Consider the following 26,314-nt stretch of genomic DNA (forward strand, 5'->3'; position numbering starts at 1 on the left):
CACTGAAGTACAGGAACCATCAGCGCCACCAGAATGGTGATCGCAATAACCGCGGCAGTCGCAACAATCGTATTCTCAGCGCCATCAGCCTTCATTAGAAAGATGACGAGATAACAGCTAATGGCAGATTCCGGGATTTTGAACAGCATCGCGATACCGGCAACAAGAGCGCAGACGGCTGCCACACGCCATGACGTTGCCATGCGGCCCGGAAAAGGCGCCAGGTCCGCTAGGGTTTCGCGGACTGCATCCCAGAGACCGTATTTAGCAATCGTTGCCATTATGCACTGTCACAACGGCTGAAGCGCCAGAGCGGGTCAGCTCTGCCGGGGGATCAATCAGCTTTACACGCACCGGAAACCGCTGCGCTATACGCACCCAATTCAGGTTTTTAGGCACATAAGGCAGACTGCGCGGTATATTTATCAAGTCTTCGGATGAAACACCCCAGCCAATACCTTCGACACGACCTTTGACCACGATAGAACTGTCAGCCAGAATTCTCACGTCAGCACAACTGCCCACCTTGATGCCGCGAAGTTCTGTTTCAGGAAAAGTTGCCGAAGCATACCAGCTCGACGTATCAATCAACGTGAACACAGACTGGCCGGGCGCAATAATCTGGCCAGTACCATGGTTAGAGCCCACAACTCTGCCATCATGGGATGCAGTAACCACCGCATTATCGAGATTGTGCTGCGCCAAAGCCAAAGCGGCCTGTCTTGCGGCACCAATGCCTGCGCGCTGTCAAGCGTTCCCACGAGCGTTGTGGCAGCCTCAGCTTGCTTAACCGCCTGTGTCAAACTGATCTGAGCGTCATTGCGCAGCGTCTTTGCATCATCAACCTGCTGACGCGTGACATAACCCTTCGGGCTGAGTGCCTCAAGGCGCTTAAGCGTTGCTTCGGCAAGATCCAGATTGGTTCTCGCACGCACCACCTGCTGGTCGGCAATCATCGCATTTTGCGATTCAGCCTTTACAGCGCGGCGTTGTGTATCCAGTGCTGCTTCAGCGATTGCGAGGTCAGCAGTAGTCTGATCGACAAGAATCTGAAGTGGCACCGGATCAATCGAAAAAAGAACATCGCCTTTTTTGACAGCCTGATTTTCTTCGACATTGATGGAGATGATTTTGCCGGGAACGGTCGCAGCAATATTAACAATATTGGCTCCGATAACGGCATCATCAGAAAGCGGATTCTTATCAGCTTCACGTAAATAAAGCCATGCCATCACAACTGCCACGATGATCAGTATGCCGGTAAACATAACACCGACAATGCTGAATTCTCTTTTGCTGTAAGCGTTTTTTTCCATACTCATCGACCATACACAAAAAGCGCGAGGCCGCAGGCAATCGCGATAACCATTGCAGTGTAAGCTGTCAGGCGAAACGGAAGAATATCATCAAGACCAATGCGGATCAGAACTACCCGCACCAGAAGAGTGATAATTATCGCAATGAAAAGGCACAGCATCCACGATGGGAAATATGCGCCTAACAAAGAAAATGACGGACCTGACACCGACTAAAAGTCTCCGCTAAGTAGGCTGCGCACACCCCGCGTGTGACAGATTCCTATTTTTTTACATAGTTACGGGAAGGCCATAACGGCGGCAAGAAGCAAATCCAATTAAACCGAATAATCGTTTATTCGTCACAAGATTCCGTCCTGAATTATTTATTTTTCATACTCAAAAGCATTTATGTAAAAAAAGACTGTTAGAATATTCTAGAGAGAAATTTACTTGATCATGATTGAGTAACTGGCAACTAATTATCTTAGAATATGCGGGGCTGACTATGATGCGTTTTAATCGCGGCAGGCTGAGTTTTGGCGAAAAATACGAACACTTACACAATGGCGCCGCATGCCAATGCCACAGCCCTGAAGCCCGCAGCATCAATCATCGTATGACAACGGCGATGTCACGCCGCTCGTTCATCGCGGGGGCTGGCGCTATCCTGGCCGCAGCAAATGCTGGATTTGCGAAGCCTGTTTTCGCGCAAACACCTGACAAACCAATATTGTTGAAGAATATTTCAATTTTCGATGGCGTTCTCGACAAGCTTATTGTCGGCAAAGGCATTCTGGTACGTGACGGGAAAATCGAAGCGTTTGTTGATGAGGGGGACGTGGTCAGCGATGCCACCGTGATCGATGGTGCTGGTATGACGGCCATGCCGGGGCTGATCGATATGCATTGGCACTCGATGCTTGCAGCCATTCCCATGACTGTCGCCATGACCGCAGACATTGGTTACCTCTATCTGGTTGCCGCACAGGAAGCTGAAAATACACTGATGCGCGGCTTTACCACTGTCCGCGACGTCGGTGGTCCCTCGTTCGCATTAAAGCGCGCCATTGATGAGACGCGTTTCATGGGGCCTCGTATCTATCCCGCTGGCGCCATGATTTCACAAACCTCCGGGCATGGCGACTTCCGTATGCGCACGGATATTCCGCGCTCCAGTCAGTCGAATCTCAGTGCCGCTGAAACGGCAGGTATCTCGGTCATTGCTGACGGCAGCGACGAAGTTTTGCGGCGTACGCGTGAGCAATTGATGCTTGGCGCAAGCCAGATCAAAATCATGGTTGGCGGCGGCGTATCATCTTTCTATGACCCGTTGGATTCCATCCAGTTTACAGCGGCGGAAATTCAGGCGGCAGTTAATGCGGCATCCGACTGGGGCACCTATGTCTGCGCCCATGTCTACACGTCCGCGGGCATTAAGCGCGCGCTCGACAATGGTGTGCAGTGTATCGAACATGGACAACTTGCCGATGACGAAACCATTCGCCGCATCGCTGATGAAGGTGTGTGGTGGAGCATTCAGCCTTTTCTGGCGGATTCAGATGCCAATCCCAAAAGCGTACCCGAAGCACGCGAACAGCAGATTCGCATTGCTGAGGGCACCGTGCGCTGCTTTGAGCTTGGCCAGAAGTACAATGCCAGAATGGCATGGGGAACCGACATCCTTTTCAACCCGGTAGGAACGACTTCACAAACACGCCAACTGGCAAAGACAGCGCAGTGGTTCGGCAATTTCGGTGCATTGAAAATGGCAACTTCAACAAATGCCGAGCTGCTGAAAATGAGTGGCGATCGTAATCCCTACAAATCAGCGCTCGGTGTTCTGGAGCCAAAAGCTTACGCAGATATTCTACTGGTAGACGCTAATCCGCTCGATGATATTTCTTTGATTTCGGACCCGGAAAAGAACTTCCGAATGATCATGAAGAACGGCGTTGTCTGCAAAAATACGCTAACTTAGGAGTTGTCAGGCATCAGTTAATCCTCAGAGCGATCATAGTTTAGCCGGTTGCGCTCATATCGATTTTTGATCGGAAACTCTGGCAACCAAGCCTCCCGTCATATCGTCCAAAGCTCATAGGTTGGTTTAAACTGATCCTGTTTATCCAGCGATCCGAGATTGATTTCAATCTCGTTGTCGGACTTTGAAAACGTAGACAGTCAATTACAAATTCAGTCACTCGATGTACTGAGATCAGCAAGCTTCTGATGATAAGAGGAGAATTTGATTTGTGACATATGTGTGATGTTGAGTTCGGCCTAAATTCAACCTAGTTTTTGTTTGGTGATACCACAACATATTCCATATATCCTCGTGGCAGTAAATTCAATTTCAGATGAAACTGAACATCACGAAGCAGTAATATTTCATTGCATTAAAATGGATATTTTGAAATATTGAAATCTATGCAAAACTAAACTGCATATTTTGATTTTGGTTTTTTATTGGTGGGGACACGACGTGTGAATTAAGCATCTTGTGATGGGTTCAACTGCTGCTATACTCACAGTATCAGGCGCTCTGGCAGCGGACACGATTATTGCTCCTGAACCTGAGGCGTTAGAGTACGTGCGCGTTTGCGATGCCTACGGCGTTGGCTATTTTTACATTCCAGGTACAGAAACGTGTTTGCGCTTACATGGCTTTGTGCGTGCAGACATAACTGGAGGCGATAACGTTTATGCGCGTTCAAATGCGCGTGCTAACCGCTTGCTCGGTACAGATTTCGCTGAGAAACATCGTGATACCTACGACTTTTTAACACGCTTTTCTCTTCAACTTTCGACTGCATCTGAAACTGAACTCGGAACGTTAAAGACGTTCTCTCAAGTTCGCTTTCAGTATGAAGATGGTAAAGATTCAAGCGACACTGGTACATTACCCTATGGCTACATTCAGCTCGGTGGTCTGCGTGTTGGTCTTGATGAATCTGCTTTCGTAACCTTCCCTGGTTTCCTCGGCGATGTCATCAATGACGACGTTATTCTTGCAGGGGGCTATCGTACAAATGCTATCAGCTATACGTTTACTGGAGGAAATGGCTTCTCTGCTACGTTCGCTGTTGAACAAGGTGGGGATAGCGATACAGACAACGGCACTTACATAAACCTTTCAAACGGATCGCAATACACGATCTCTGGTCAGATCGATGATTATACCCCACATGTTGTCGGTGGTCTGAAATATGCTCAGGGATGGGGATCAATTGTTGGTGTCGTAGCATATGACTCGGTCAACGAAGATTGGGCTGGTAAAATCCGACTCGATTTAAATGTCACCGATCAATTCTCTATTTGGGTAATGGGTGTGGTCTGCCCCCATGGGGTGATCCGGGTTTAGTGTTAGTGCATGCTGGGTCGACTTGCCACTGCTGGTGTTGACGCTGGGCCATTTTGTTTAGGCCAGACGACTGCTTCGGGTGCCGGTGGCTTGTAGCCCAGTGATGAATGGGGCCGCACTGTGTTGTAATGCTGTCGCCAGTTTTCGATGATGATCTTCGCCTCCTTGAGCGTGTAGAAGATTTCGCCGTTGAGCAGTTCGTCACGGAGTTTCGAGTTGAAGCTCTCGCAATAGCCGTTTTCCCATGGACTGCCCGGCATGATGTAGGCGGTCTTGGCACCGACTGCTGCGATCCACTCCCGGAGTGCTTTGGCGATGAACTCCGGGCCGTTATCAGAACGAATATGGGTAGGGATACCGCGCAGGATGAAGAGATCGGAAAGCACATCGATAACATCGACTGCCTTCAGCTTTCTCTCGACCCTGATAGCGATGCATTCCCGCGTGAACTCATCGATCACGTTGAGCATGCGCAGTTTCCTGCCGTTGTGCGTGCGATCCTCGACGAAGTCGTAGGACCAGACATGGTTGGGATATTCCGGCCGAAGCCGGATGCACGAACTGTCGTTCAACCACAGTCGGCTGCGTTTCGGTTGCTTGTGAGGCACTTTCAGCCCCTCCCGTCGCCAGATGCGCTCGACCCGTTTGACGTTCACGATCCATCCAGCCTGGTGCAGCATCGCCGTTATACGACGATAGCCATAGCGGCCATACTGGAGAGCGAGTGCCGTGATGTCTGCGGTCAAAGCCGCTTCATCATCCGGGGTCTTGGCGATCTTGCGCTGAGTGGAACGATGCTGGCCGAGAACCCGGCATGCCCGACGTTCGGACACCTTCAGTTCATCAATCACATAGTCCACGCAAGCGCGGCGACGGGCGGGGCTCAGAAGTTTCCCTTGGCGGCCTCCGCTAAAATCATCTTGTCCAGCGTGAGGTCGGAAACGGCGCGCCGGAGCCGGGCATTCTCCGCTTCCAGCTCCTTCAGGCGCTTCACCTGATCGCCCTTCAAGCCGCCGTATTCCGACCGCCACCGGTAGTATGTAACTTCCGTCACGCCTATCGACCGGATCGCTTCCACCATCGATTTTCCCTGCGCATACAACACGTCAACCTGACGAAGCTTCGTGACAATCTCTTCTGCCTTGTGTCTTTTCGCTGCCATTTCAATGTCCTTCTGAGGCTCATAAGCCATACTGTATGAAGGATCACTTTTCAGGGGGCAGGCCAGGTGGATATAAATCCAACAAGGACAACTACCTCTACGCGTATAACGATGCGTCTGGTAACCCACGCGGTATTCGTCTGGTCAACAGCTTTTACGGTACGTGGGGTGGTGATTGGGCTGTTTGGGGTGGAGGTCAGTTTAAAGCAACTGATAAAGCCATCTTCAATCTTCAATCTTCAATCTTCAACTTGCTTACGAAAAAGCCGAAACTTTTGCGGCCACTGCAAACGTTGCTTACGAGCTCGTTCCGGGCTTCACGATTACCCCCGAAGTTTCCTATACGAAGTGGAATGATAATAAATCAGTTCTAAAAGGTGACGATGCCTGGCAGGGAATGGTGCGCTTTCAACGCACCTTCTAATTATAGCCAAAGATATCAAAAAGCCCGTCAATACAATTGGCGGGTTTTCCAATTGTCTGATTTTCACATACTTTGAATTTAGTGACGAAGTCATATCAAATAACGATCGGATTTGAATCTCTTATCCAAATGGTTCAATAATAATCGTAAGCTTAGTCTAATCCCCACCTTACAATTACATGACTGATTGTTTTATTACACTGTCGAGATGATCACGACGGAGTTTCTCTGTGACTAGTAGATTGGAGCTTTTACCGGTTGGCCGCTGAGGTGACCAGAGGCCCGAGCTCAGCTCTCTCAGGTTTTCAGACATCACAGTATTTAAAAAGTGCCCGTCCTTTTGATGAATTTGGACAGGCGCTCGATTTCGATTTCAAACGTCTATTTTCTAGAATTGGATACGCCGTCATCGACAATGATATGATGTGTAGGTCGTGCACGCGGATGCATAAAAAAATGCCCTTCCGGTGCATTGTGAAGCTTGATTGGCACCAAAGTGACGTTGGTCTTCTTACCGCGCTTATCGTGCAGAGCGTAGACGATGAACGGGATCGCCAGAACAACAAGGAAGCAAACAACGAGTAGCGTCACATAGGTCTCATCAGCCGTTTCCCCTCCGATGGATGTCGGTGGGTAAAACGAAACGAAGAATGCCATGATCGAAACAAGGAAGCCGACGACTGCAACACCAATCTTGAAGCCGTTACTACCAGGTACGCGGAATGTACGCTTGAGTTCCGGCTGCTTCCGAATGAGATGGATATAGCCAAGGAATAGCAGGAAGTATGTGCATAGATAGATTACCACCGTTAAAGCGAGGGCAATCAGAAACGACATATTACTGCCACCACCCGTATTTGTTAGAACGATAATCGCAATCGATGTTAATATGAGCTGTGCTACAACGAGTGCGACTGGCACGCCATTCTTGTTAACCTTTGCAAACGTTGTTGGAAGAATTCCCTTCTGAGCTGTGACCAGCATACCTCGCGACGGCCCTACAATCCATGCAGCAATCTCGGCCAAAACACCAAGCAGAAGCAAGGCTGCAATGATGCGAACAGTCCATTCAAAGCCGGGGCCAAAATGTGCTACCAGTGCGCTGAACGTCTGTACCACACCCGAAGACAGGTTGATCTCATTAGACGGAATAGTTGCAGCAACCGAAAGGCCACCGATTGAGCTCAGCACGATGGCTGCGATCATCAGGAGTATCATTGCTATTGGATAATCACGCCCAGGATTCTCCATTTCATTAACGTGTGTCGCAGACGCTTCAACACCCATATAGCTGAGGATGAAGGCCACAAATACGACTAGTGTGCCGACCTGTGTGAAGTCAGGGAAGAATGTCTGCGCTGACATTTCTATCTGCAACGGCGCACCACTCGATAGGTATGTAATAGCCAGCGCAGCAAGAATAATTGCGGGCAATAGGATACCAGCGAAAAAGCCGACTTTAGCGATGATTGCGGTGTACTTTGTGCCACCCAACTGGGTAAAAGCGAGCGCCCAAAGAATAACCAAAGCGGCGATAGTTTTGGTGATCGGATCTGCATTCAATGCAGGCCAACTTAGGATATAGGAGAGGGCACCAAGCACGAAGTAAAGCATCGGAAGAAACCCGATGGCAATTTCAAGATAACAGAATGAGATTGCTGCAAAGCCCCATCGCTCGCCCAGCGTGTTTGAAACCCAGGCGAATACACCACCCTCTTCCCAGCCTTCAACCGTTGCCATTTCAGCAGCACAAAGACCGACCGGAATGAACCATAAAATCCCACCAAGCAGTAGGAAGAAGACCAGACTAAAACCAGATGTTGCAAATGTTGGATATTCATAAACCGCCATCACCATGGAAGCGGTAATGGCAAAAAAGCCAATCATCGATAGTTGTTTAGCCGGAATAGCGGCTTTGGTATTCGCCATAGTAAGTCCCCTCTGTAAAGAGATGATCACGAGATCGATTGAGCACCAATCTCGTGAGTAAGTTGCGAATAATCAAATGAAAGTAGAGAAAGTTAAGTGTGGCTGAATCCACCAGCCTCGTCTTCGGATAGTGGCTTGCTGACCGGGTGTTTTTCGAAGTAATCAAGACTGCGCTTAAGGTCGTCGATCAGAAGGCTACCTAAATCACGGCTGACGCCGTGCCGCACCAGAATGCGTTGTACCACAAGGTCCTCGCGATCTGCTGGCATTGAATAGGCAGGTACCTGCCAACCACGGCTGCGCAAACGATCCGCCACATCGTATAGTGTGTAGCCACCGATTGTCTGGCCCTCTTTCAGCTTCCATGCCAGAGCAGGAATGCCTTTTTGGCTATCACCATCAAAAATGATCTCAAATGGCCCGAGCTTTGCGATCTCGTCTGACAGATATTGCGCCGTTTCATAGCAAGCGTTGTGAATCTTCGCGTATCCTTCATGTCCCAGACGCAGGAAATTATAATATTGCGCTATGATCTGCCCGCCGGGACGCGAGAAGTTCAAAGCGAAAGTCGGCATATTTCCGCCAAGATAATTCACATTGAATATCAGTTCTTCAGGCAGATCAGACGCTTCGCGCCACACAACCCAGCCGGCACCCAAAGGTGCCAGGCCAAATTTATGGCCCGACGTGTTGATCGATTTTACGCGCGGCAGACGGAAATCCCATTCGATATCAGGCGCACAGAAAGGTGCCAAGAAACCGCCACTGGCACCATCCACATGGATAGGAATGTCCAGTCCACTTTCTTTCTGGAGCTTATCCAAAGCGTCATGAACAGCCTTGACCGGCTCGTATTGGCAGGTGAAGGTCACACCCATAGTGGGTACCACCCCGATCGTGTTTTCATCGACACGCTTGAGCACTTCTTCCGGGCTCATAATCAGGCGGTCACCCTCAAGCGGAATTTCTCGCAACTCAACATCGAAATAGCGGGCAAATTTATGCCAGCAAATCTGTACAGGGCCACAAATCAGGTTTGGCTTATCCGTCGATAGGCCCGCCGCGGATCGCTTCTTGCGCCATTGCCACTTGAGCGCCAGTCCGCCCAGCATTGCCGCTTCTGATGAACCGGTTGTGGAACAACCGAGCGTATTCTCAGCATCCGGTGAATTCCACAGATCGGCGATCATATGCACGCAACGCGCTTCAATCTCTGCTGTCTGCGGATATTCGTCTTTGTCGATCATATTTTTATCGATCGACAAATCCATCAGCTCGCGAATTTCCTCATCGACCCATGTCTGACAGAACGTTGCGAGATTCTGACGCGAATTACCATCCAGCATCAACTCGTCACGCACAGCAGCAAACACATTGCGTGGATCGCGCTCTTCTTTTGGAAATTTTGTCTTAGGCAAAGAAGCGGATAATTCTAATGATGCATATACATCGTCCAAGCCGTTGTATTTTGCAGAAATAGATTTCTTAGTCATACATAGCCCTCCATTCAATGGTTATCCATATGTATTACATTTTAATTCGTCGCTCATGTACGCTCGTTATGTCAACCTAAGTTAAGTAAAAAATATCATGTTAGTTAATTTATTAGCAGTTATTTGTATTTCCTGTTGCCATCATGAATTCATTATGCAAAATTTAATACCAAAATATGAAACATAATTTGGGGGATGTGGTTTGTCATTAAATTTTCAAGATAACGTTATTGCTGCTTACAAAATTGCCAAGCAGACATCTGGTGGAAACAACGCTGATTATATTCCTTTTCTGGCCAAAGTTCCCAGTGAACTAATTGGTGTCGCTATCGTGACTGCTGATGGCCAAGTCTTCAAACATGGTGATACTGATTATAAATTCGCACTTGAATCCATTTCCAAAGTTTTTACACTTGCTCTGGTCATGGAAAAAATCGGTCCAAAGGCGGTCAAGGAAAAGCTAGGCGATAGCCCTACGGGTATGCCGTTTAATTCTGTACAAGCACTGGAATTACATGAGGGAAAGCCGCTTTCGCCACTTGTAAACGCAGGGGCGATAGCTGCTGCAAGTCTTGTTCCAGGCGATGATGCAGAGCAATGCTGGTCAAATATTCTCGATATGCAAAGCCAGTTTGCCGGACGAGAAATTCAGCTCAGTGATGAGGTCAATAAATCCGAACAGGATACAAATTTTCACAATCGGGCGATTGGCTGGCTGCTATACAGTGCAGGAACCTGCTATAGCGACCCAATGCGCGCAGTCGATGTCTACACAAGACAATGCTCTACGCTCGTCGATTGCGTCGATCTCGCCACCATGGGCGCAACACTTGCAGCGGGTGGTATAAATCCCATCACCAAAAAGCGTATAATTAAAAAGGAGCATGTTGCACCATTGCTCGCCGAGATGATGATGGAAGGTTTATACACCTCCTCGGGCGATTGGGCATATTCAGTTGGCTTGCCCGCAAAGAGTGGTGTCGGCGGCGGACTTGTCGCTGTCATTCCCGGAAAAATGGCAATCGCTGCATTTTCACCTCCGCTTGACGAGGCAGGCAACTCCGTGCGTGCACAAGTAGCCATTAGCGACATTGAACGGCAATTAGGGGGTAATGTATTCAAGGTAGGTTAGCATTGTAGATATAGCTTTAAAAAAGTGGAGGTAGAAAGGATTTGAACTACGGATGTAGTTCATATTTACCAACGAAGCATGAGAGCCTGAATCATAATGAACGTAATGATATCAGGCTCATGCGATGCGCCGGGTGAGCAGGCGGATGTTTGCGATGTAGACCCAGGCTTCAGCAGACGCGACGGTTTTTTCGAAATCTTTGGCCAATCTACGGCAACGTCCCAGCCATGCAAACGTCCGCTCGACCACCCATCGGCGTGGTAAGAGTTTGAAGCCCTTAGCGTGATCGGATCGTTTGACGATTTCCAGCGTAAATTTTCCGACCTTTTCCAGCTTGCCTTTGAGCTTAGGTCCTGCGTATCCACCATCAGCAAAGATATGCGGTAACCACGGCCAGCGTTTGAGGATGGTTTTCAAGACATCCGGTGCACCATCTCTGTCTTGAATACCCGCAGAATGGATCACCAGACCAACCATCAAGCCGAGGGTATCAACCACAATATGACGCTTGCGACCGTTGATCTTTTTTCCCGCGTCAAAGCCGCGTATTCCGCCACTTTCCGTGGTTTTTACTGACTGGCTATCGATCACGCCAGCGGTCGGGCTGGGCTGCTTTCCGGTCAACTCGCGTGCTGTCATCACGAGCGCGTTGTTGATCGTGCGCAGCATCCCTTCATCTCGCCATCGATAGAAATACTTTTGCACCGTGGAAAATGGTGGGAAGTCCGTGGGCAAAAGCCGCCATGCGCCACCTGATGATGCAATATAAAGCAGCGCATTTACCACCTCTCGCAAATCCGTCTTGCGAGGGCGTCCGAGACGGCTCGGTGCAGGCATCATCGGTTCGATGACAGTCCATTCCGCATCCGTTAAATCGCTTGTATAGCGCGCGTTGCGTCGTCCATATTGTTGCCGAGCGGTTGCAGTCCAGGCCATCATGATCTCCATCGAATGTAAACAATCCGATTGAATCATAACCTACTGAAATCGCTCAATCCTTTTTGGAACAGGCTCTGAGCGTGATTAATTGCGCTCTGCATGAAGCTAGGCAAGTGCGCTCGGATAATAATTTGCGAGTTTGGATATCGAAGGAAGAAATCTACGCAGTTCGCACAGATTTTGATAGTGACGGCTTTCGAGCATTAACAAAAGGTTCTTTGCCGCACTACTGTATCAATGAAACCCGTAGGCTATCTAATAATTTTGACACCACATCCATCAAATTTGTGTCTTAGTAAGAGATATGGATCGGGCGCATAGAAACGTAGTATTGCAGTAGACGCACTCGGCTAGATGACTTGAATACAAAACATAAAATGGACGTGGTTATGGCAATTTTATGTGGTCGGAGATTAGGCTAGCTAAGAAGTTAAAGAAATCGTTGAGTTGGCAAAGTTCGCTCTTTTGATAGCCGACGATCCTGTAATGCTGATTATACGAGGACTTTTAACCTCCAGAACACATAGGCCTGGTAGAAGCGAAGTCTGCTAGGTAAGGATTATCCAGCGGACTGTCAAAAGACAGTGATAGGACTAACATTTGTTTCCGAACGTGAATAAGCGGCAAAGGCAAGGCTCGCGATAGGAATTATTGCAAGTGCAAGCTTACTTTGATTTCACCGTTGGTTAATATTATATACACAGTATGTTGCCCATCAATTCTAATCAAATATTCATATTTAATGTTTAATAATATTAATTGTCGAGTGTATTATTGAATTATAATTTATAAATATTTAGTTTTTTAAAAATATAAATGATTTTATCAATGTTGAACGACTATCTAAATGTTTTAGTACTTTTTTGGTCGTTGGACTAAGAATCGTGCTTACTAGTCAAAATTGGCTGAATACGGAAAGCAATGAATTATTTACCAAATTACTCTTGAATATTGCATTGCCAGCCACTCTAATTCTGTCAATTAGTGAAGGTTTTACTAGGCGAGAATTCATAGAATTATTACCTAACGTATTGCTGCCCATGATAGTAATTCTAACGCTGATGTTGTTTTCGTGGTTTGTCGGGAAGCTCATAAAAATTAAAAAATCTGATACTGGGTTATTCATTGGCCTTTGCTCTATGAGTAGTACCATCTTTTTTGGCATTCCTGTGACTATTGCTGTCTATGATAGCCATGGTTTGCCATATGCACTTATAACATATGCATCACAAACTGTAATTTATTGGACGCTTGGTTTGTATCTTCTAGAAAGAGATGTGGACAAAAATAGTAACAATACCAGTTCAAATTCATCGATCATTAGCAAAATTGTTAACATGCCATTATTAGCATTTTTTATTGGCGTCGTAATATTACTAGCCGACGTAAAAATACCTTCATATGTAAATAAATTCCTTTCTTATCTTGGGGGGATGACATCAGCATTGGCTATGTTGGTTATAGGGACGATGATTTTTGTTTCGGGATATAAAAATATCAGGGTAAATAGAGCGCTTATGACCGTATTAATATTTCGTTTCATACTTGCTCCGACGGTTGTTATATCGTGGGGCTATTTCCTTTTAATAGACCCATTGATGATAAAAATTACTGCCCTAATTTGTTCTCTGCCAATCCCTAACACCACAGTTATTCTAGCAGGTAAGTACAAAAGCGACGCCCTGTTCGCGACTGAATCGTTGGTAGCATCGATCATAATTTATTTGTTGTTTTTACCAGTAATTCTATCCTTGATAAAGATGGTTTAGGCTTTGATGAAGTGCCTGCGTCGCTTTGAGTGTCAGGCTCCCTTAGAGCCTAACTCATAATGAACGTAACGACATCATGCTCTTGCGATGCGCCGCGTGAGGAAGCGTATGTTTGCGATGGAGACCCACGCTTCGGAAGAAGCGATGGTTTTTTCGAAGTCTTTGGCCAGTCTTCGACATCTTCCCAGCCATGCAAATGTGCGCTCGACAACCCATCGGCGTGGTAAGAGTCTGAAGCCCTCAGCGTGATCGGTTCGTTTGACGATTTCCAGCGTAAACTTCCCGACCTTTTTCAGCTTGCCTTTGAGCTTGGGTCCTGCTTATCCACCATCAGCAAAGATATGCCGTAACCACGGCCAGCGTTTGAGGATGGTTTTCAAAACATCAGGTGCACCATCTCTGTCCTGGATACCGGCAGAATGAAACACTAGACCAACCATCAAGCCGAGTGAATCGACCACAATATGACGCTTGTGACCGCTTTTCTTCTTTCCCGCGTCAAAGGGGGGTGCGGACGAAAACTTGGACTATCAGGGAGGTAGTTCATGTATTCCTACGAAGACCGGATGCGAGCCGTTACGCTCTACATTAAGCTGGGCAAGCGCCCGAAAGCGACTATCCGCCAGTTGGGCTATCCAAGCAAGAACGCTTTGAAGGGCTGGTATCTGGAATATGAGCACGATCTTGATCTGCGTTTAGGATTTGCGCCCCGAGCACCTAAGTTCACACAGGCGCAGAAGGAAGTGGAAAATGCGCTTCTAAAGTCGAATTCTGTTCTCGCCCATGCGATTTCCGCTCGCCAAGGGTAAATCGCCAGGGAAACTTGGTCGAGCGCTTCCTTCACCGCATCAAACACTATCGCGTTATTGCAACATGTTACAACAAGAACACGGATAATTTTCTGGGAGCTATCAAACTAATTGCTATCCGTGTCTGGTTCATCTGTTCAAAATTCTACACATTAGTAATTCGTTTATGGTTCATCGATGAGATGCACTCTGAAGTCAGTTATCTCAATTATTTAATTTTTATTAGAAGTAGTGATCCTTAAAAAATCAAAATACCTCATCCGGAAGCGATAGTTTTACTCCACTATTAACCGCTTCACTTACCGTATCGATCATTTTCAAACGTCTTTGCTCAATATCGATATATTCACGTGTGAGAGGGATGGCGTCTTGTCGATGTGCGATCTGAATTTGGAATATCATCATATTTTGCCACCGAAATGCACTTTCGGATGCAGCCAGATAAAACTCCCACATCCGGCAAAATCGTTCGTCATAAAGTGCTTTCGCTTCATCGCGCCGCGCGATGAATGCCATTCGCCACTCTTTGAGCGTTTCTGCATAATGAAGCCGGAGGATTTCAATGTCGGTGACATAAAGCCCCGCATTTTCAATGTGTGGCAACACTTCGGACAGGGCCGGAATATAGCCCCCTGGGAAGATATACTTACGAATGAAAGGGTTGGTCGCACCCGGGCCATCTGCGCGGCCAATCGCATGTAGGACAAACACTCCGTCATTTTTAAGCAGCCGTGCAGCGTGCTGGAAGTATTCTTCGTAGTGCCCTACGCCGACATGCTCAAACATACCGACTGATACTAGCCGGTCGAAGCGATCGTTAATATTGCGATAGTCAGTTAACTGGAATTTTGCTTGGCATGAAAGTCCTTCATCCAATGCACGTTTATTGGCTATTTCATATTGCTCTTCCGATAGCGTGACTCCTGTAACATTTGCTTTGAGATAGCGGGCGAGATAAAGTGCCATACCGCCCCATCCACATCCTATATCGAGAATTTTATGGTCTTCTTTGACGAGAAGCTTCGCTGCAATGTGTCTCTTTTTCGCAAGCTGCGCTTGGGCTAACGTTGCATCGGACGTTTCAAAATAAGCGCAGGAGTATTGTTTGTCGTGATCAAGAAATAGGTCATAAAGCGTGCCGGATAGATCATAATGGCTTTTAATGTTGTTGGATGATCGAGCAATGCTATTAATCTGTTGCAAACGCCGGAATAGTGAACGGAATTTAACGAATACCTTCATCCAAGGTTGGGTGGCGGCTGTTGGGCCGGTGTTCTCAAAGACCACTTTTAAGAGGGCATAAATATCGCCTTCAATAAAGTCGATCTCACCATCCATGTAACATTCAGCCAATTTTAATTCCGGGTTGATTGCAACTGCACGTTCAGCATGGTGTGTGTTGAAGCGAATATGAATGAATTCGCCCGTATTGTCTCCATATTGATAAGAGTTGCCTTGAAAATCTGTAATTTTAAGATTTCCGCTCTTAATCGCACGCGAAACAGCAAAATGCAAAATCCCAAACATCGGCCCCATCTCCCTTAACTTCACTCAAAAATACAACTCCGATGACAAATTTATACAGCTATCAGAGCTCACGTCATTCGCTTATGAAATGCCGAATCGGCAAGTATATATAAAATAATAAATTTAATTTATTTGTACTAATAAGTAAAAGCGTATTTTTATAATACACAAATATGCAAAGCAGAAACTACACTATTTTTTATATAAAGGTTTAAGTTTCACGGGAACTGATTTATAGGCGGGTATCCAGCTCTGTTGATCGACATCATCCAAACCAATAAGACAGTTTGCTTCTGGATAGTATGCAGCGACCGATCCGCGGGAAATGGCGTGAGCGACCAATGTCTGTTTTGGCAAAATGCGTTCACCTGCCACGACATCGACAACATCGCCGTTTGCAAACCCAAGTTTGTGCATGTCCTCTTCATTCATAAAGATGACATCTCGACGACCGGTAACCCCACGATAGCGATCATTCATCCCATAAACAGTAGTGTTGTACTGATCATGGCTTCGTATAGTCATGAGGGTAAGTTCAGTGTCATCGCGTCCGTCATCTTCGTCGGTGGTTGCTTCGATAAGAAAATGGGCTTTTCCGTCTGGCGTCCCCCATTTGCGTTCAGAAGCACCAACGGGTAATCGGAACCCGCCCGGAATACGAATTCGCTTATTGAAGTCCTGAAAGTCAGGGAAAACTTCTTCAATCTTGTCACGAATGCGGTCATAGTCTGCGATCAGATAGTCCCAGTTGACTTTGCTTTCTGGAAGCGTGGCTTTTGCAAGTCCCGCGATAATGGCCGGTTCTGATTTCAAAAGTTCGGAAGCCGGCTTAAGTTTTCCTGTCGAGGCATGCACCATCGCCATTGAATCTTCAACAGTGACGGACTGGAGCCCAGTATCCTGAATGTCGCGTTCCGTCCGACCCAGACAGGGCAGGACTATGCTTTCCCGAGCTGTCAGCAAGCATGTACGGTTAAGTTTCGTACAAATTTGAACACTTAATTCCAATTGTTTGAATGCGGGAAAGCTCGCTTGCGGATCACTCATTGCAACTGCGAGATTGCCGCCAAGTCCTATAAATGCCTTTGACTGGTGATCTCTCATAGCAGCAACAGCTTTGACGGCATTGTGCCCGTGGGCGCGTGGGGCGTTTATGCCAAATGCTTTGTCTAAACGTGCCAGAAATGCTTCGGTTGGAATTTCCGTAATGCCGACCGTGCGATCCCCTTGAACATTCGAATGGCCGCGTAGCGGACAAATTCCAGCGCCTTCACGCCCCAGATTGCCACGCAGTAACAGCAAATTCGTTAGCTGTTGTACCGCTTCTGTACCGTGACGGTGTTGTGTGATACCCATACCGTAGCAAATAATCACGCTTTTGGCGGTCCAGTAAGTTTCTGCTATCTGTTCTATAGCTTCGCGTTTCAAACCTGACCGAGAGATGATTTTCTTCCAGCTTGTGCCTTCAATATCGGCTTTTAAAGCTTCAAAGCCAGAGGTATGTTCTTTGATAAAGTAGCGATCCAGCAATCCCGGTTCAGCACGCTGTATTCGCGCTTGGTCCTCTTCGAAAATGGCTTTCATCACGCCCTTGATTGCAGCAACATCTCCTCCCACCTTGACCTGATGGTAAGACGATGCGAGACGTGTTGAACTGACGGTGAGCATTTCAGATGGGGATTGTGGATTTTCAAATCGCTCAAGACCGCGCTCCCGCATTGGATTGAGCACGACGATCGGCTTGCCACGCAGCGACACAGAACGAAGCGTTCCAAGCATTCTCGGGTGATTGGTGCCTGGATTATGGCCAATACAGAAAACGGCATCCGTATGATCGAAATCGTCGAGTGTGACTGTACCTTTACCAACGCCAATCGACTTCGGTAGACCAACACTGGTGGCCTCATGGCACATATTGGAGCAGTCAGGAAAATTATTAGTTCCAAATTCACGTGCGAAAAGCTGAAACAAAAACGCTGCTTCATTGGAAGCACGCCCTGATGTGTAAAACTCGGCTTTGTTTGCATCGCCGAGTGCTTGCAGTGCGGCACCGGCTTTTTGAAAAGCTTCTTCCCATGAGATAGGAACAAAATGGTCAGTCCCTGCATCATAACGCATCGGGGTTGTCAGCCGCCCTTGCGCTTCAAGCTGATGGTCACTCCATTCCCACAATTCAGATACGGTGTGTTGCTCAAAAAATTCTGGCTCGACCCGTTTTGGAGTTGCTTCCCATGTAACCGCTTTCGCCCCGTTTTCACAAAAATCAAAAGACGAGGTATGTTTAGGATCGGGCCAGGCGCAGCCGGGGCAATCGAATCCGTCCGGCTGGTTCATCTGTAACAATGCGCGTGTGTTGGTGCTTGCACCCATCTGATCGCGAACCGCTTCAGCAACGGCTTTTAGCGCTCCCCAACCGCCTGCCGGTCCGTGATAATCCTTCACACCTTTTGTTTCATCGGTCATGATCTTATCCCTAACGGTTCAAAAGATTATAAACTTGTGATGAGGAGCGTTGAAGCTCCTCATATTTTTATTATGCAACCAATGCGTGTGTACGCAGCTATTTAACTACCCAATATCTTTGCAAGATAAACCCAAACGGGTGCGGCAATCACGAAACCTATGACACTTACAGCAAGCGAAGAGGTGCCCGTTCGGGTGTATACTTGAAAACGACTGGAAATGATGATGCCCGAAAATGCCGGTGGAAGTGCTACACTGAGAACCAGCATCTGCAGAACAATTGGGCTAAGACCGCATGCCCAACCAGCAATAAGAAAGACGCCGGGCATTAAAATAAGCTTGAATGCAGTATTATAGGTAACTTCCCAATCGAGTTCGATCTTATAGGCTGCAAGTGTAAGGCCTGCTGCAAACACCGCAACGCTGGAATTTGCCTGGGCCAGCAGTTTAAAAGTCGGATCAAACTCGTCTGGAACTTTTAGACCAATCAGAACAAGCACAACGGCTAAAACGGGCGCCCATACAACAGGCTCCTTAAAAGCAGAAATCAATGCGTTGCCTTTTGGCGCACCGCTGCTGGTCTTATCGCCACCGCCACCCGCGTTGAGAAGATAGAGTCCAATTGGAATTGTAACTGCGTTAACGACGATAGCAACGATTGCAATAACTAGGCCTGTTTCAACACCCGTTCCATAGAGCGGATCAAGAATTGCATATCCCAGAAATCCAATTGTTGGCGATCCGGCAATCAAAGCGCAAATTGCGGCTTCCGCTTTTGTGCGCTTGAAGAACCACTGCATCGTGAAATAAGAAAGCATAAATAGTGCAACGAGGCCGACAAATGAGATAATGGTCAAAGTTGCATTTTCGACAAGCATCGCTCTGTCAGCGCGCACGATCGAAACAAACAGAGCTGCTGGTAGAGCAAAGTCTAAAACCAGCTTATTAAAGACCTGTGCCTGATCCTTGGCAAAGATGTTTTTCTTGCCACTCACATAACCCATGGTCATAACAACGAAAATCGGGATGAGGTCAGAGACCAGCATCTTCGACATAAATTCTTCCATGATTGCACCCCTTCACACAAGCCACTGCGTCAGATCATTCAGTAGATGATCGGAAATGGTCCAGTGGCATATGACGCCCATCAAAATGTTTGAATATTACAAATGCACAGAGAGTGGAGCTCATTCGAATGGAACGAGCTCCTCAAATTTAAACGCGCGTATCAGCCTTTGACAATTGTCTGATAGTTCTGCCGTAGAGAGCTCATCAGCGGGTCACCAACGTCGAGATGCCCCTTTACCAGCTCCTGAGGTGTCAGTGCCAGCCAGTTGTTCAAAGACACGTCCTTGTATTCCCCGGTATGGAAGACATTGAGAACACGTACGGGTTCATCACCGATGTTTTCAATATAGTGAGCGAGCGTCTTTGGTACATAGCCCACATCACCAGCAACAAAATCAAACGTCCGAGCATTATTGACGGCGTCGAAAACCGTCATACGAGCTTTACCGCTGATATAATATTGAATCTCATCGGCGTCAGGATGCCAATGAATTTCGCGCATACCTCCTGGTTCCAAATCGATAAACAGAGCGGACAGGTTGGTCACTTCGAACGTCTTGTTATCCACGACCTGTGTAGCGCCGCCCGGAAATTGATTTTTTGGCATCTTTGATGCGCGGAAAACATACTTATCAGTAAAGTTAACTGCGCCCAGATCACGCCGCACATCCTCAATAGGTGCAGGAACCGGCTGGCGGAAAATATACTTCTCTTCAGAGGGCATGCCGTCAAATGCACTCTCCGGTACACCGAAATTCTTTGCTAGCACTTCACGCGGCGTATGCGCAAAAAGTTCAGTCACCAACAATGTCTGGTTTTCCGAGAAATTACCGTCGTTGAAAACGAGAACAAACTCGGTGCCTTCTTCGAGCCCCTGGATGGCATGAGGGAAGCCTGCTGGTGCGAGCCAAAGATCACCCGGGCCCAAATCTTCCACCAGTGTTTGACGCTTGTCATCGACCAGATAAAACCGCACTCTGCCTTGAAGAACATATGCCCATTCGGCTTCCTTATGCCAGTGCATTTCCCGCACAACACCGGCCGGGAGGCGCATATTTACAATGGCCAACTCTTTCAAGCTGCCCATCTCGCGCTGCGTTACTTCACGTGCCCAACCACCGTCTTCCAGTCGGTTGTGTGCCATGGAGAATGGAAATTTCAAATTTGGGATGCCACCATGGTCTGTTTCCGGTGGAAGGAAAATGTCAGGATTTTGTGCTTCCACTTCCAGATTGCGCGGACCAACAACATCTGCGCCTTGAGAACCTCTGATCGGCTGTAAAATATCAGTCATATAATGCCCCTTTCAAAAAACCCAGGCTATAATATAGCCATTTCGAAACGGTAGCAGGCATACATAAATCGTGCAACTTCTAATATAAAAAATACTATTTAATAATATTATCGTAGTTAACAATGAAGTGATTCTTCTCTATCAGGGTTTTGAGTAACAAAATTATTTCATATGAATCATCAATTCATAAAATTTATAATTTATACATGTAGAATCGGATAATAGCGTCCCAACCTAAGAAAGGGCGCGCAAATGATATTACCAGATCACGCTTTCTTAAAAATCTAACTCTTTCTTTTCTGCCTCCTATTGTGCGCAAACTTGCAGTTTTTAACCCGGAGAAAGCGCTTTGGACTACAAATGAAGATGAAATCGACTATCATGAAATCCAATCTGTGTAAGCTTCTGGTACTTTCTTTTTCTGTTCATCGAGATATTTCAGTAAGATGGAAATAGCGATCCTCCCCGACCGCATGCATTCGTTGATGCCGTAGTCTTGAGCACTAAATCCGTCAGCGTTATAGCGCCTAAACGGCAGCTCCAAAGTGACTGCGGGAATGTTGAATCTCTTCATTAAATAAGGGGCGCAGAATGCGGCGGGCATGGCCTTTATATGTTCACGCTCGAGAGCCTGTCGTTTGTAAAAAGGATCGGCCTTGCACAGTTGTCGTTCGAACAGATCTAGTTTCGCGATTATTTTTGGCGGCAGTGGCAGTTTGCGATCGACACTGGCGATAAAAACATATGGAATTTCTTCATCGCCATGAATGTCGAGGCAAAGATCGACACCGAATGTTTCCATTGCTTTGATGACGCAGTAAACAGCTGGCGTTTCGCTCAAGGTTGCGCGATCCCAGGACGCGTTAAGATTTTGACCGTGTATGTTTGTCCTGTAGTTTCCAATCCGGCTTCCATCGGGGTTCATGTTGGGAATGATTTGAAAGCGCGCTTGGGTCAACAGATGAAGAGAAGCCTGGTTTTGTGGATCAAGGAGCAAACGGACAAAGCCCTCCATCCACCAGCTTGGCTGTGTTTCGCCTGGATGTTGCCGAGCCAGAATCCAGATGCGGGGCGCATTCGCACTTTCGCATCCCACCGAAATAAGCTCAACCGTGTCCGTATCACTGCTCGCGCAGAGCGTTTCGACTTTTGTACGTGGATCGTGACGACAAAAATCAAGAAGCGCGGAATGATGGGTATCTAAATAAGGGGGGAAGTAAGCATAGTAGGTCGTTTTATCAGATGGCTTATGGGAAATGAGGAGATTGCCGTCCTGATATTGGGTTTCACAGCGGCTCCAGTCCTTTTGATCATGTGAAGCAAAGGCTTGATAATTGTTCCACCCCTTCGGGAACGAAGATTGATCGACATCCTCGATAGTTATTGTACAAGGCAGGGTGCAATCACTCAGACCAAAATAGAAGCTCTGTGCGAACCGCGTTTGAGGATCTCTTCTCAAGCGAAGTGTGATCGGAGCGTCAACACGACAATTGATGATCTCAATTGATCCACCATAAAAATCGGATGTTATCTTCATCGTCTTTGGCTCTATAACGTTTAAACTTCGATCACTGAACAATTCATTACGTGTTCCGCTGAGTTGCTGCATGGTCTTTGGGCGCATCCTTTTTTTGCAAATGCCTTCGTAGGGTTCGCACGGAAATTCCCAGATCATCAGCGACGCCTGCCATTCCTCGATTTTGGTGGCGCAGCGCGTGAATTGCCGCACGGATCTGCGCGTCATTTACGGCAGTTGGCCGCCCAAGCTGCATGCCGCGGCTACGTGCTTCATCCAATCCTGCTTGCGTGCGCTCGCTGATCAGGTTGCGTTCAAATTCTGCAAGTGCACCCATCATATGGAACACTAAGCGTCCGCCAGATGATGCAGTATCGATGTTTTCCATCAGCGATTGGAAGTGAACATCTTTGCTGTATAATTCATTGATGACTTCGATTAATCCGTAAAGCGATCGTCCAAGACGATCCAAACGCCAGACCACCAATGTATCACCGGGCTTGAGGGAGTTGAGCGCATCTGACAGACCATCCCGCTTAAATTCATGTCCGGATTGTCCGTGGTCTTTATAGATTGTGTCGCAGCCTGCCCCATTGAGTGCGCGAAGCTGCAAATCCATTTTTTGTTCGCCCGAAGAGACCCGGGCATATCCAACTTTCACGCACGTTTGCCCCCGCTTTTTGGCTACGAAAATCCCTGTTATTTCAATGCATGCTTTGGGCGTTGTTTGATCGAATTAATAAAGTTCGTGCCCCATTTCATCTATCTGTTGCTCAGAACCTTTGATGAGTTGAGCACAAGGGTAGTTTTCAGTCAGGTGCCTGTCTGTCGGACTATCTTCTCATTCCCCATTTAAAGACATTTTGGTTTTCTCGAGACCTCTTGACATATGGTCCCGGATTTCTGAACGCATTGCGTCGAGATCATTTGCCAGACCGCAGGTCACATAAATATCGTGGCCATCGCGCTTTGGGCCCTGCATGCCATGCGCACGATGGTGGGCGGCCCAATAAAGTTGCAACCGTCCGCGCACGCCCTCCCAGACGCGTTGAAGCAAACGGTGTCCGCACACCTCATAAACGAGGCTGTGCAGTTTTAACTCTGCTTCAATACTTGCCACATCATCCTGATTATCAATGCATTGGGTGAGGAGATTGTTTCTGGATACGAGTTCGTCGCGAAACGCCTGATCGCGTCGATCCCAGGCCAGTTCGAAAGCAAAAATCTCGAGATTGACCCGCATCGAATAGATCTCATGGATATCGCGTGTCGTTAAGCTGACCACACGGGTACCAGTATAGGGGATGGTTACGAGAAGCCCTTCATCGATGAGCTGGCGCATGGCTTCTCTAAGCGGTCCGCGACTGACGGCAAACTGTCGTGCGAGTTCTGTCTCAACGATTTGCGCACCCGGTTCAATGGCTCCTCCGATGATGGCCTTGCGCAACTTCTCAACGATATGATCGCGAAACGTCGACTTTTGAATACTATCGAAGGTCTGGCTGGCTAACCCTGTCATTGACAACATCTCGCTAACAAATTATTGTTAACAATCAATCATAATAAAATGCGAACGTCAATAGCGCGTCGTACGAGGCAATATCGACGCGAGCCCAGCGCATATTCAGGGGGAAATGGATGGCAATGAATTGAATAATTTGGATTACATCGAGCCACTCTGGAGAGGTGGCTATCAATCAAGGTCCCAAAAACTATCTCAACTTATTAAATGAGGCGTATAATTCTGCAGGTGCTTACAATCAAATAGTCTTTTGTGAACAGCTTATCAAAGCCGGCTGTACCGGTTAAATTGAAGTATCGACCAGAAGAGGTGTCGTTTATCTTGGAGAGTGGGTGGGAGAGTGAGTAACTGTGTATCTAAGCTAGTTCGAAATAAGGCGGTTGATATCGCTCTTCTAGTTTGACTATGGGAAAGTACGCGCCTCATTTTTGGTGTTTTGTATGTATCTGCATGTTCATAGCGTTCTATAAAGACTTCCGGTTGTAAAAGCAGAGAAGTTTGCTGCTTTTTAATAAGGCATGACAAACTTTATGGTGTTTTAAGGAAACAAATATGCCCTCAATCAGCGCAGGCGATACGGCCTTTCTTCTCATATGTACGGCACTTGTGTGCATGATGACCCCGGCACTCGCTCTGTTTTACGGTGGCCTTGTTCGCCAGCGTGATGTTCTGTCGATCATGATACAGAACTTTGTCTGTATGGGTGTGATCGGCCTGATCTGGGTTTTTGGTGGTTTCAGCCTTGCCTTCGGCCCGTCCATCGGTGGTGTCATTGGTGACATCACCACATATTTTGGCATGTACCATGTGGGCATTGAGCCAAATCCGCAATACGCAGCGAATGTTCCGTTCATTCTGGTATTTGCTTATCAGATGATGTTCGCGATCATCACTCCTGCGCTGATGACCGGTGCTTTTGTCGGGCGTTTCAAGTTCGGTGCTTATCTGTTCTTCATAGCCTTCTGGACCATTCTGGTTTACCTGCCCGCAGCCCATTGGGTCTGGGGTGGCGGCTTCCTTGCAAAACTTGGCGTTGTCGATTTTGCGGGCGGCATCGTCATTCACGCTTCTGCCGGTTTCTCTGCATTGGCTGCTGCGAAATATCTCGGTAAGCGCAAACTCGCAGCCGGTGAAAAAGAGTCTCAGCCTGCGAGTTTGCCGCTTGTTGCAATCGGTGCAGGTCTGCTCTGGTTCGGCTGGTTCGGCTTTAACGCGGGTGGCGCTTATGCGGCTGACGCATTGGCCGCTTATGCTTTCACCAACACGATGCTTGCAGGCTCTATCGCCATGCTCGTCTGGATGTTCTGGGAGTGGAAAGAATCTGGGCGTCCGTCGTTTTCCGGCGTTCTTGTTGGCGCGGTGACCGGCCTTGCAACGATTACGCCTGCTGCGGGTTATGTTGAGCCAATGACTGCACTGCTTATCGGTGCCATCGGCGCTTCGGTCTGCTTCAATGCAAAATACATACAGAAGTGGCTTAAGATCGACGACACACTGGAAGTGTGGCGCGCGCACGGTGTTGGCGGCATGACCGGCGCAATCCTGATCGGTGTTACAGCAAGCTCGCATATCAACGCGGTATCGGCAAGCGCTTATCAGCTCGGTATTCAGGTTCTCGCTGTTGTTATCGTTGCTGCTTATGCATGGATCATCACCATGATCCTGCTTAAAATCCTTGATGCTTTCGGTCATCTGCGCGTCCCCGACGAAGTGCAGCTCAATGGCCTCGATAATCCGCTATACGGAGAAAATGCCTTCAACCTATGGGGTATGAAAAGGCACATGGATAAGTAGGCCAGTCTTTTTTTGGGCCGCTATAAAGGCTTGATGGACACAACTTTGCAAACATTGGGAATCCCGCAAGGTTGTGTCTCCAGCATTTCTGTTGTTGCAAAGGGAAAACGTATGTCTATGCCTTCAAGTGCGGCCCAATTTCAACTTTGAACGCTGTGTAGCTATAAAAGGGGCTCGCTTTGCAGAACCGATTATCACCTCTGTCTAGTCTTAATTGTCCTCAAGCCTGTGATCGGATGTTGCAAGTTTCAAAATACTGAGGAAGCTGCTTTGTCATTCGGCTAAGTAGCTCTTTACACCAACGAAAACAGTGTTTTAAATTCTAGGTTGATTGGCAGATTGCTTTTTAACAATGTCCACCTTTATTTGTACGGAGGTTATGTATGCATTTCACGCCACGTGAGATTGACAAGCTCATGATACATACGCTGGCGATTGTCGCGCAGCGTCGTAAAGACCAGGGTTTGAAGCTCAATCATCCTGAAACCGTATCTTTGATTGCTGCCGCTGCCCTTGAAGGTGCGCGCGCTGGAAAGACGCTCGAACAAGTCATGGAATTGGCGCGTAAGACCATCACCAAAGAGGATGTGATGGAGGGTGTCGTTGAGATGATCCCTTACGTGCAGGTTGAAGCTGTTTTCACTGATGGCAGCCGTCTCGTTACCGTTCACGATCCAATCCAATAACCCCTGCAGGGAGGCTTAGTTATGGCTGAAGATAAAGCAAAGACTCCTGTTGGAGGATTGGTTCTCGGCAAAGGTGATATTGAAATCAATGCCGGCTATCCAACCACCACTTTGAAAGTACGTAACAAAGG

General features: G+C 47.6%; 20 protein-coding genes and 5 pseudogenes. 9 read left to right on the forward strand and 16 right to left on the reverse strand.

Annotation, left to right across the window (positions count from 1 at the left end; genetic code table 11):
• From J2782_RS22480 to J2782_RS22495, 4 genes and pseudogenes are all read right to left on the reverse strand, one after another.
• A pseudogene (locus J2782_RS22480) lies at positions 1–281 on the reverse strand (FUSC family protein); the annotation flags it as partial.
• Positions 265–600: a hypothetical protein gene (locus tag J2782_RS22485; protein ID WP_473087871.1), complete on the reverse strand. Its 336-nt coding sequence runs from the start codon at positions 598–600 to the stop codon at positions 265–267. The gene J2782_RS22485 and the pseudogene J2782_RS22480, both read right to left, overlap by 17 nt.
• Positions 588–1,322 carry a biotin/lipoyl-binding protein gene (locus J2782_RS22490; protein WP_310016362.1) on the reverse strand — a complete coding sequence of 245 codons (735 nt, stop codon included), beginning with the start codon at positions 1,320–1,322 and terminating at the stop codon, positions 588–590. The genes J2782_RS22485 and J2782_RS22490 overlap by 13 nt, the downstream gene beginning before the upstream one ends.
• Positions 1,319–1,525: a YtcA family lipoprotein gene (locus J2782_RS22495; RefSeq protein ID WP_310014795.1), complete on the reverse strand. Its 207-nt coding sequence runs from the start codon at positions 1,523–1,525 to the stop codon at positions 1,319–1,321. Before J2782_RS22495 ends, J2782_RS22490 begins: the two co-directional genes overlap by 4 nt.
• Positions 1,526–1,803: 278 nt before the next feature.
• Here J2782_RS22495 and J2782_RS22500 point away from each other — a divergent pair, with 278 nt between their 5' ends.
• Together J2782_RS22500 and J2782_RS22510 are read left to right on the forward strand one after the other, a co-directional pair.
• A complete protein-coding gene (locus J2782_RS22500; protein WP_310016364.1) occupies positions 1,804–3,276 on the forward strand; it encodes a metal-dependent hydrolase family protein in 1,473 nt (490 codons plus the stop codon).
• 522 nt (positions 3,277–3,798) lie between these two features.
• Positions 3,799–4,623: pseudogene (locus J2782_RS22510) on the forward strand (porin); the annotation flags it as partial.
• A gap of 35 nt (positions 4,624–4,658) precedes the next feature.
• Here the strand turns inward: J2782_RS22510 and J2782_RS22515 are convergent.
• Positions 4,659–5,818, reverse strand: a protein-coding gene (locus J2782_RS22515) for an IS3 family transposase (protein WP_310016367.1) whose coding sequence is annotated in 2 segments (ribosomal slippage) — positions 4,659–5,554 and positions 5,554–5,818 — 1,161 coding nt in all. Because the reading frame shifts where the segments join, the coding sequence is not laid out codon by codon here.
• Positions 5,819–5,859: 41 nt separating this feature from the next.
• Here J2782_RS22515 and J2782_RS22520 point away from each other — a divergent pair.
• Positions 5,860–6,242: pseudogene (locus J2782_RS22520) on the forward strand (porin); the annotation flags it as partial.
• A 381-nt stretch (positions 6,243–6,623) separates the two neighbouring features.
• Here J2782_RS22520 and gadC read toward each other — a convergent pair.
• Both gadC and gad read right to left on the reverse strand, forming a co-directional pair.
• On the reverse strand, positions 6,624–8,171 hold the full coding sequence (gene gadC / locus J2782_RS22525) for a glutamate/gamma-aminobutyrate antiporter (protein ID WP_310016369.1): 1,548 nt from the start codon (positions 8,169–8,171) through the stop codon (positions 6,624–6,626).
• Positions 8,172–8,263: 92 nt separating this feature from the next.
• Positions 8,264–9,664, reverse strand: coding sequence for a glutamate decarboxylase (gad, locus tag J2782_RS22530; protein ID WP_310016371.1), 1,401 nt, complete (start codon positions 9,662–9,664; stop codon positions 8,264–8,266).
• A 202-nt stretch (positions 9,665–9,866) separates the two neighbouring features.
• On the opposite strand from gad, the gene glsA reads away from it, so the two are divergent.
• A complete protein-coding gene (gene glsA, locus J2782_RS22535; protein ID WP_310016374.1) occupies positions 9,867–10,796 on the forward strand; it encodes a glutaminase A in 930 nt (309 codons plus the stop codon).
• A gap of 117 nt (positions 10,797–10,913) precedes the next feature.
• Here the strand turns inward: glsA and J2782_RS22540 are convergent, their stop codons facing one another.
• On the reverse strand, positions 10,914–11,732 hold the full coding sequence (locus J2782_RS22540; RefSeq protein ID WP_310016394.1) for an IS5 family transposase: 819 nt from the start codon (positions 11,730–11,732) through the stop codon (positions 10,914–10,916).
• Between the two features lie 887 nt (positions 11,733–12,619).
• Here J2782_RS22540 and J2782_RS22545 point away from each other — a divergent pair.
• The gene (locus J2782_RS22545; protein WP_310016376.1) at positions 12,620–13,504 is read left to right on the forward strand and encodes an AEC family transporter; all 885 of its coding nucleotides are present in this window, start codon (positions 12,620–12,622) and stop codon (positions 13,502–13,504) included.
• Between the two features lie 74 nt (positions 13,505–13,578).
• Here the strand turns inward: J2782_RS22545 and J2782_RS22550 are convergent.
• Positions 13,579–14,007 (reverse strand): annotated as a pseudogene (locus J2782_RS22550) (IS5 family transposase); the annotation flags it as partial.
• Positions 14,008–14,049: 42 nt separating this feature from the next.
• Here J2782_RS22550 and J2782_RS22985 point away from each other — a divergent pair.
• Entirely contained in the window at positions 14,050–14,313 is a 264-nt protein-coding gene (locus tag J2782_RS22985) for a hypothetical protein (protein ID WP_473087872.1), read from the forward strand.
• Between the two features lie 8 nt (positions 14,314–14,321).
• Positions 14,322–14,441: pseudogene (locus J2782_RS22950) on the forward strand (IS5/IS1182 family transposase); the annotation flags it as partial.
• A gap of 118 nt (positions 14,442–14,559) precedes the next feature.
• On the opposite strand, the gene J2782_RS22560 reads toward J2782_RS22950, so the two are convergent.
• The 7 genes from J2782_RS22560 to J2782_RS22590 all read right to left on the reverse strand — a co-directional run bounded on the left by J2782_RS22560 (position 14,560) and on the right by J2782_RS22590 (position 23,700).
• Positions 14,560–15,840: a class I SAM-dependent methyltransferase gene (locus tag J2782_RS22560; RefSeq protein WP_310016379.1), complete on the reverse strand. Its 1,281-nt coding sequence runs from the start codon at positions 15,838–15,840 to the stop codon at positions 14,560–14,562.
• Between the two features lie 192 nt (positions 15,841–16,032).
• Entirely contained in the window at positions 16,033–18,303 is a 2,271-nt protein-coding gene (locus tag J2782_RS22565; RefSeq protein ID WP_310016381.1) for an FdhF/YdeP family oxidoreductase, read from the reverse strand.
• Positions 18,304–18,404: 101 nt separating this feature from the next.
• Positions 18,405–19,358, reverse strand: coding sequence for a transporter YfdV (gene yfdV / locus J2782_RS22570; protein WP_310016383.1), 954 nt, complete (start codon positions 19,356–19,358; stop codon positions 18,405–18,407).
• A gap of 173 nt (positions 19,359–19,531) precedes the next feature.
• Positions 19,532–20,665, reverse strand: coding sequence for a cupin domain-containing protein (locus J2782_RS22575; RefSeq protein WP_310016384.1), 1,134 nt, complete (start codon positions 20,663–20,665; stop codon positions 19,532–19,534).
• Positions 20,666–21,044: 379 nt separating this feature from the next.
• On the reverse strand, positions 21,045–22,274 hold the full coding sequence (locus tag J2782_RS22580) for a M14-type cytosolic carboxypeptidase (protein WP_310016386.1): 1,230 nt from the start codon (positions 22,272–22,274) through the stop codon (positions 21,045–21,047).
• On the reverse strand, positions 22,249–22,842 hold the full coding sequence (locus tag J2782_RS22585; RefSeq protein WP_310016388.1) for a recombinase family protein: 594 nt from the start codon (positions 22,840–22,842) through the stop codon (positions 22,249–22,251). The genes J2782_RS22580 and J2782_RS22585 overlap by 26 nt, the downstream gene beginning before the upstream one ends.
• A 180-nt stretch (positions 22,843–23,022) precedes the next feature.
• Complete coding sequence (locus J2782_RS22590) at positions 23,023–23,700, reverse strand: GntR family transcriptional regulator (protein ID WP_310016390.1); 678 nt, start codon at positions 23,698–23,700, stop codon at positions 23,023–23,025.
• A gap of 555 nt (positions 23,701–24,255) precedes the next feature.
• On the opposite strand from J2782_RS22590, the gene J2782_RS22595 reads away from it, so the two are divergent.
• Both J2782_RS22595 and J2782_RS22600 read left to right on the forward strand, forming a co-directional pair.
• Positions 24,256–25,497 (forward strand): ammonium transporter, encoded by a 1,242-nt coding sequence (locus J2782_RS22595; RefSeq protein ID WP_310016392.1) that lies wholly within the window; start codon positions 24,256–24,258, stop codon positions 25,495–25,497.
• A gap of 383 nt (positions 25,498–25,880) precedes the next feature.
• Entirely contained in the window at positions 25,881–26,183 is a 303-nt protein-coding gene (locus J2782_RS22600) for an urease subunit gamma (protein WP_310016393.1), read from the forward strand.
• Positions 26,184–26,314: the final 131 nt, after the last annotated feature.

Origin of the sequence: Brucella pseudogrignonensis (assembly GCF_031454375.1) — a bacterium.
In the GTDB taxonomy this organism is placed as follows: Bacteria; Pseudomonadota; Alphaproteobacteria; order Rhizobiales; family Rhizobiaceae; genus Brucella; species Brucella pseudogrignonensis_A.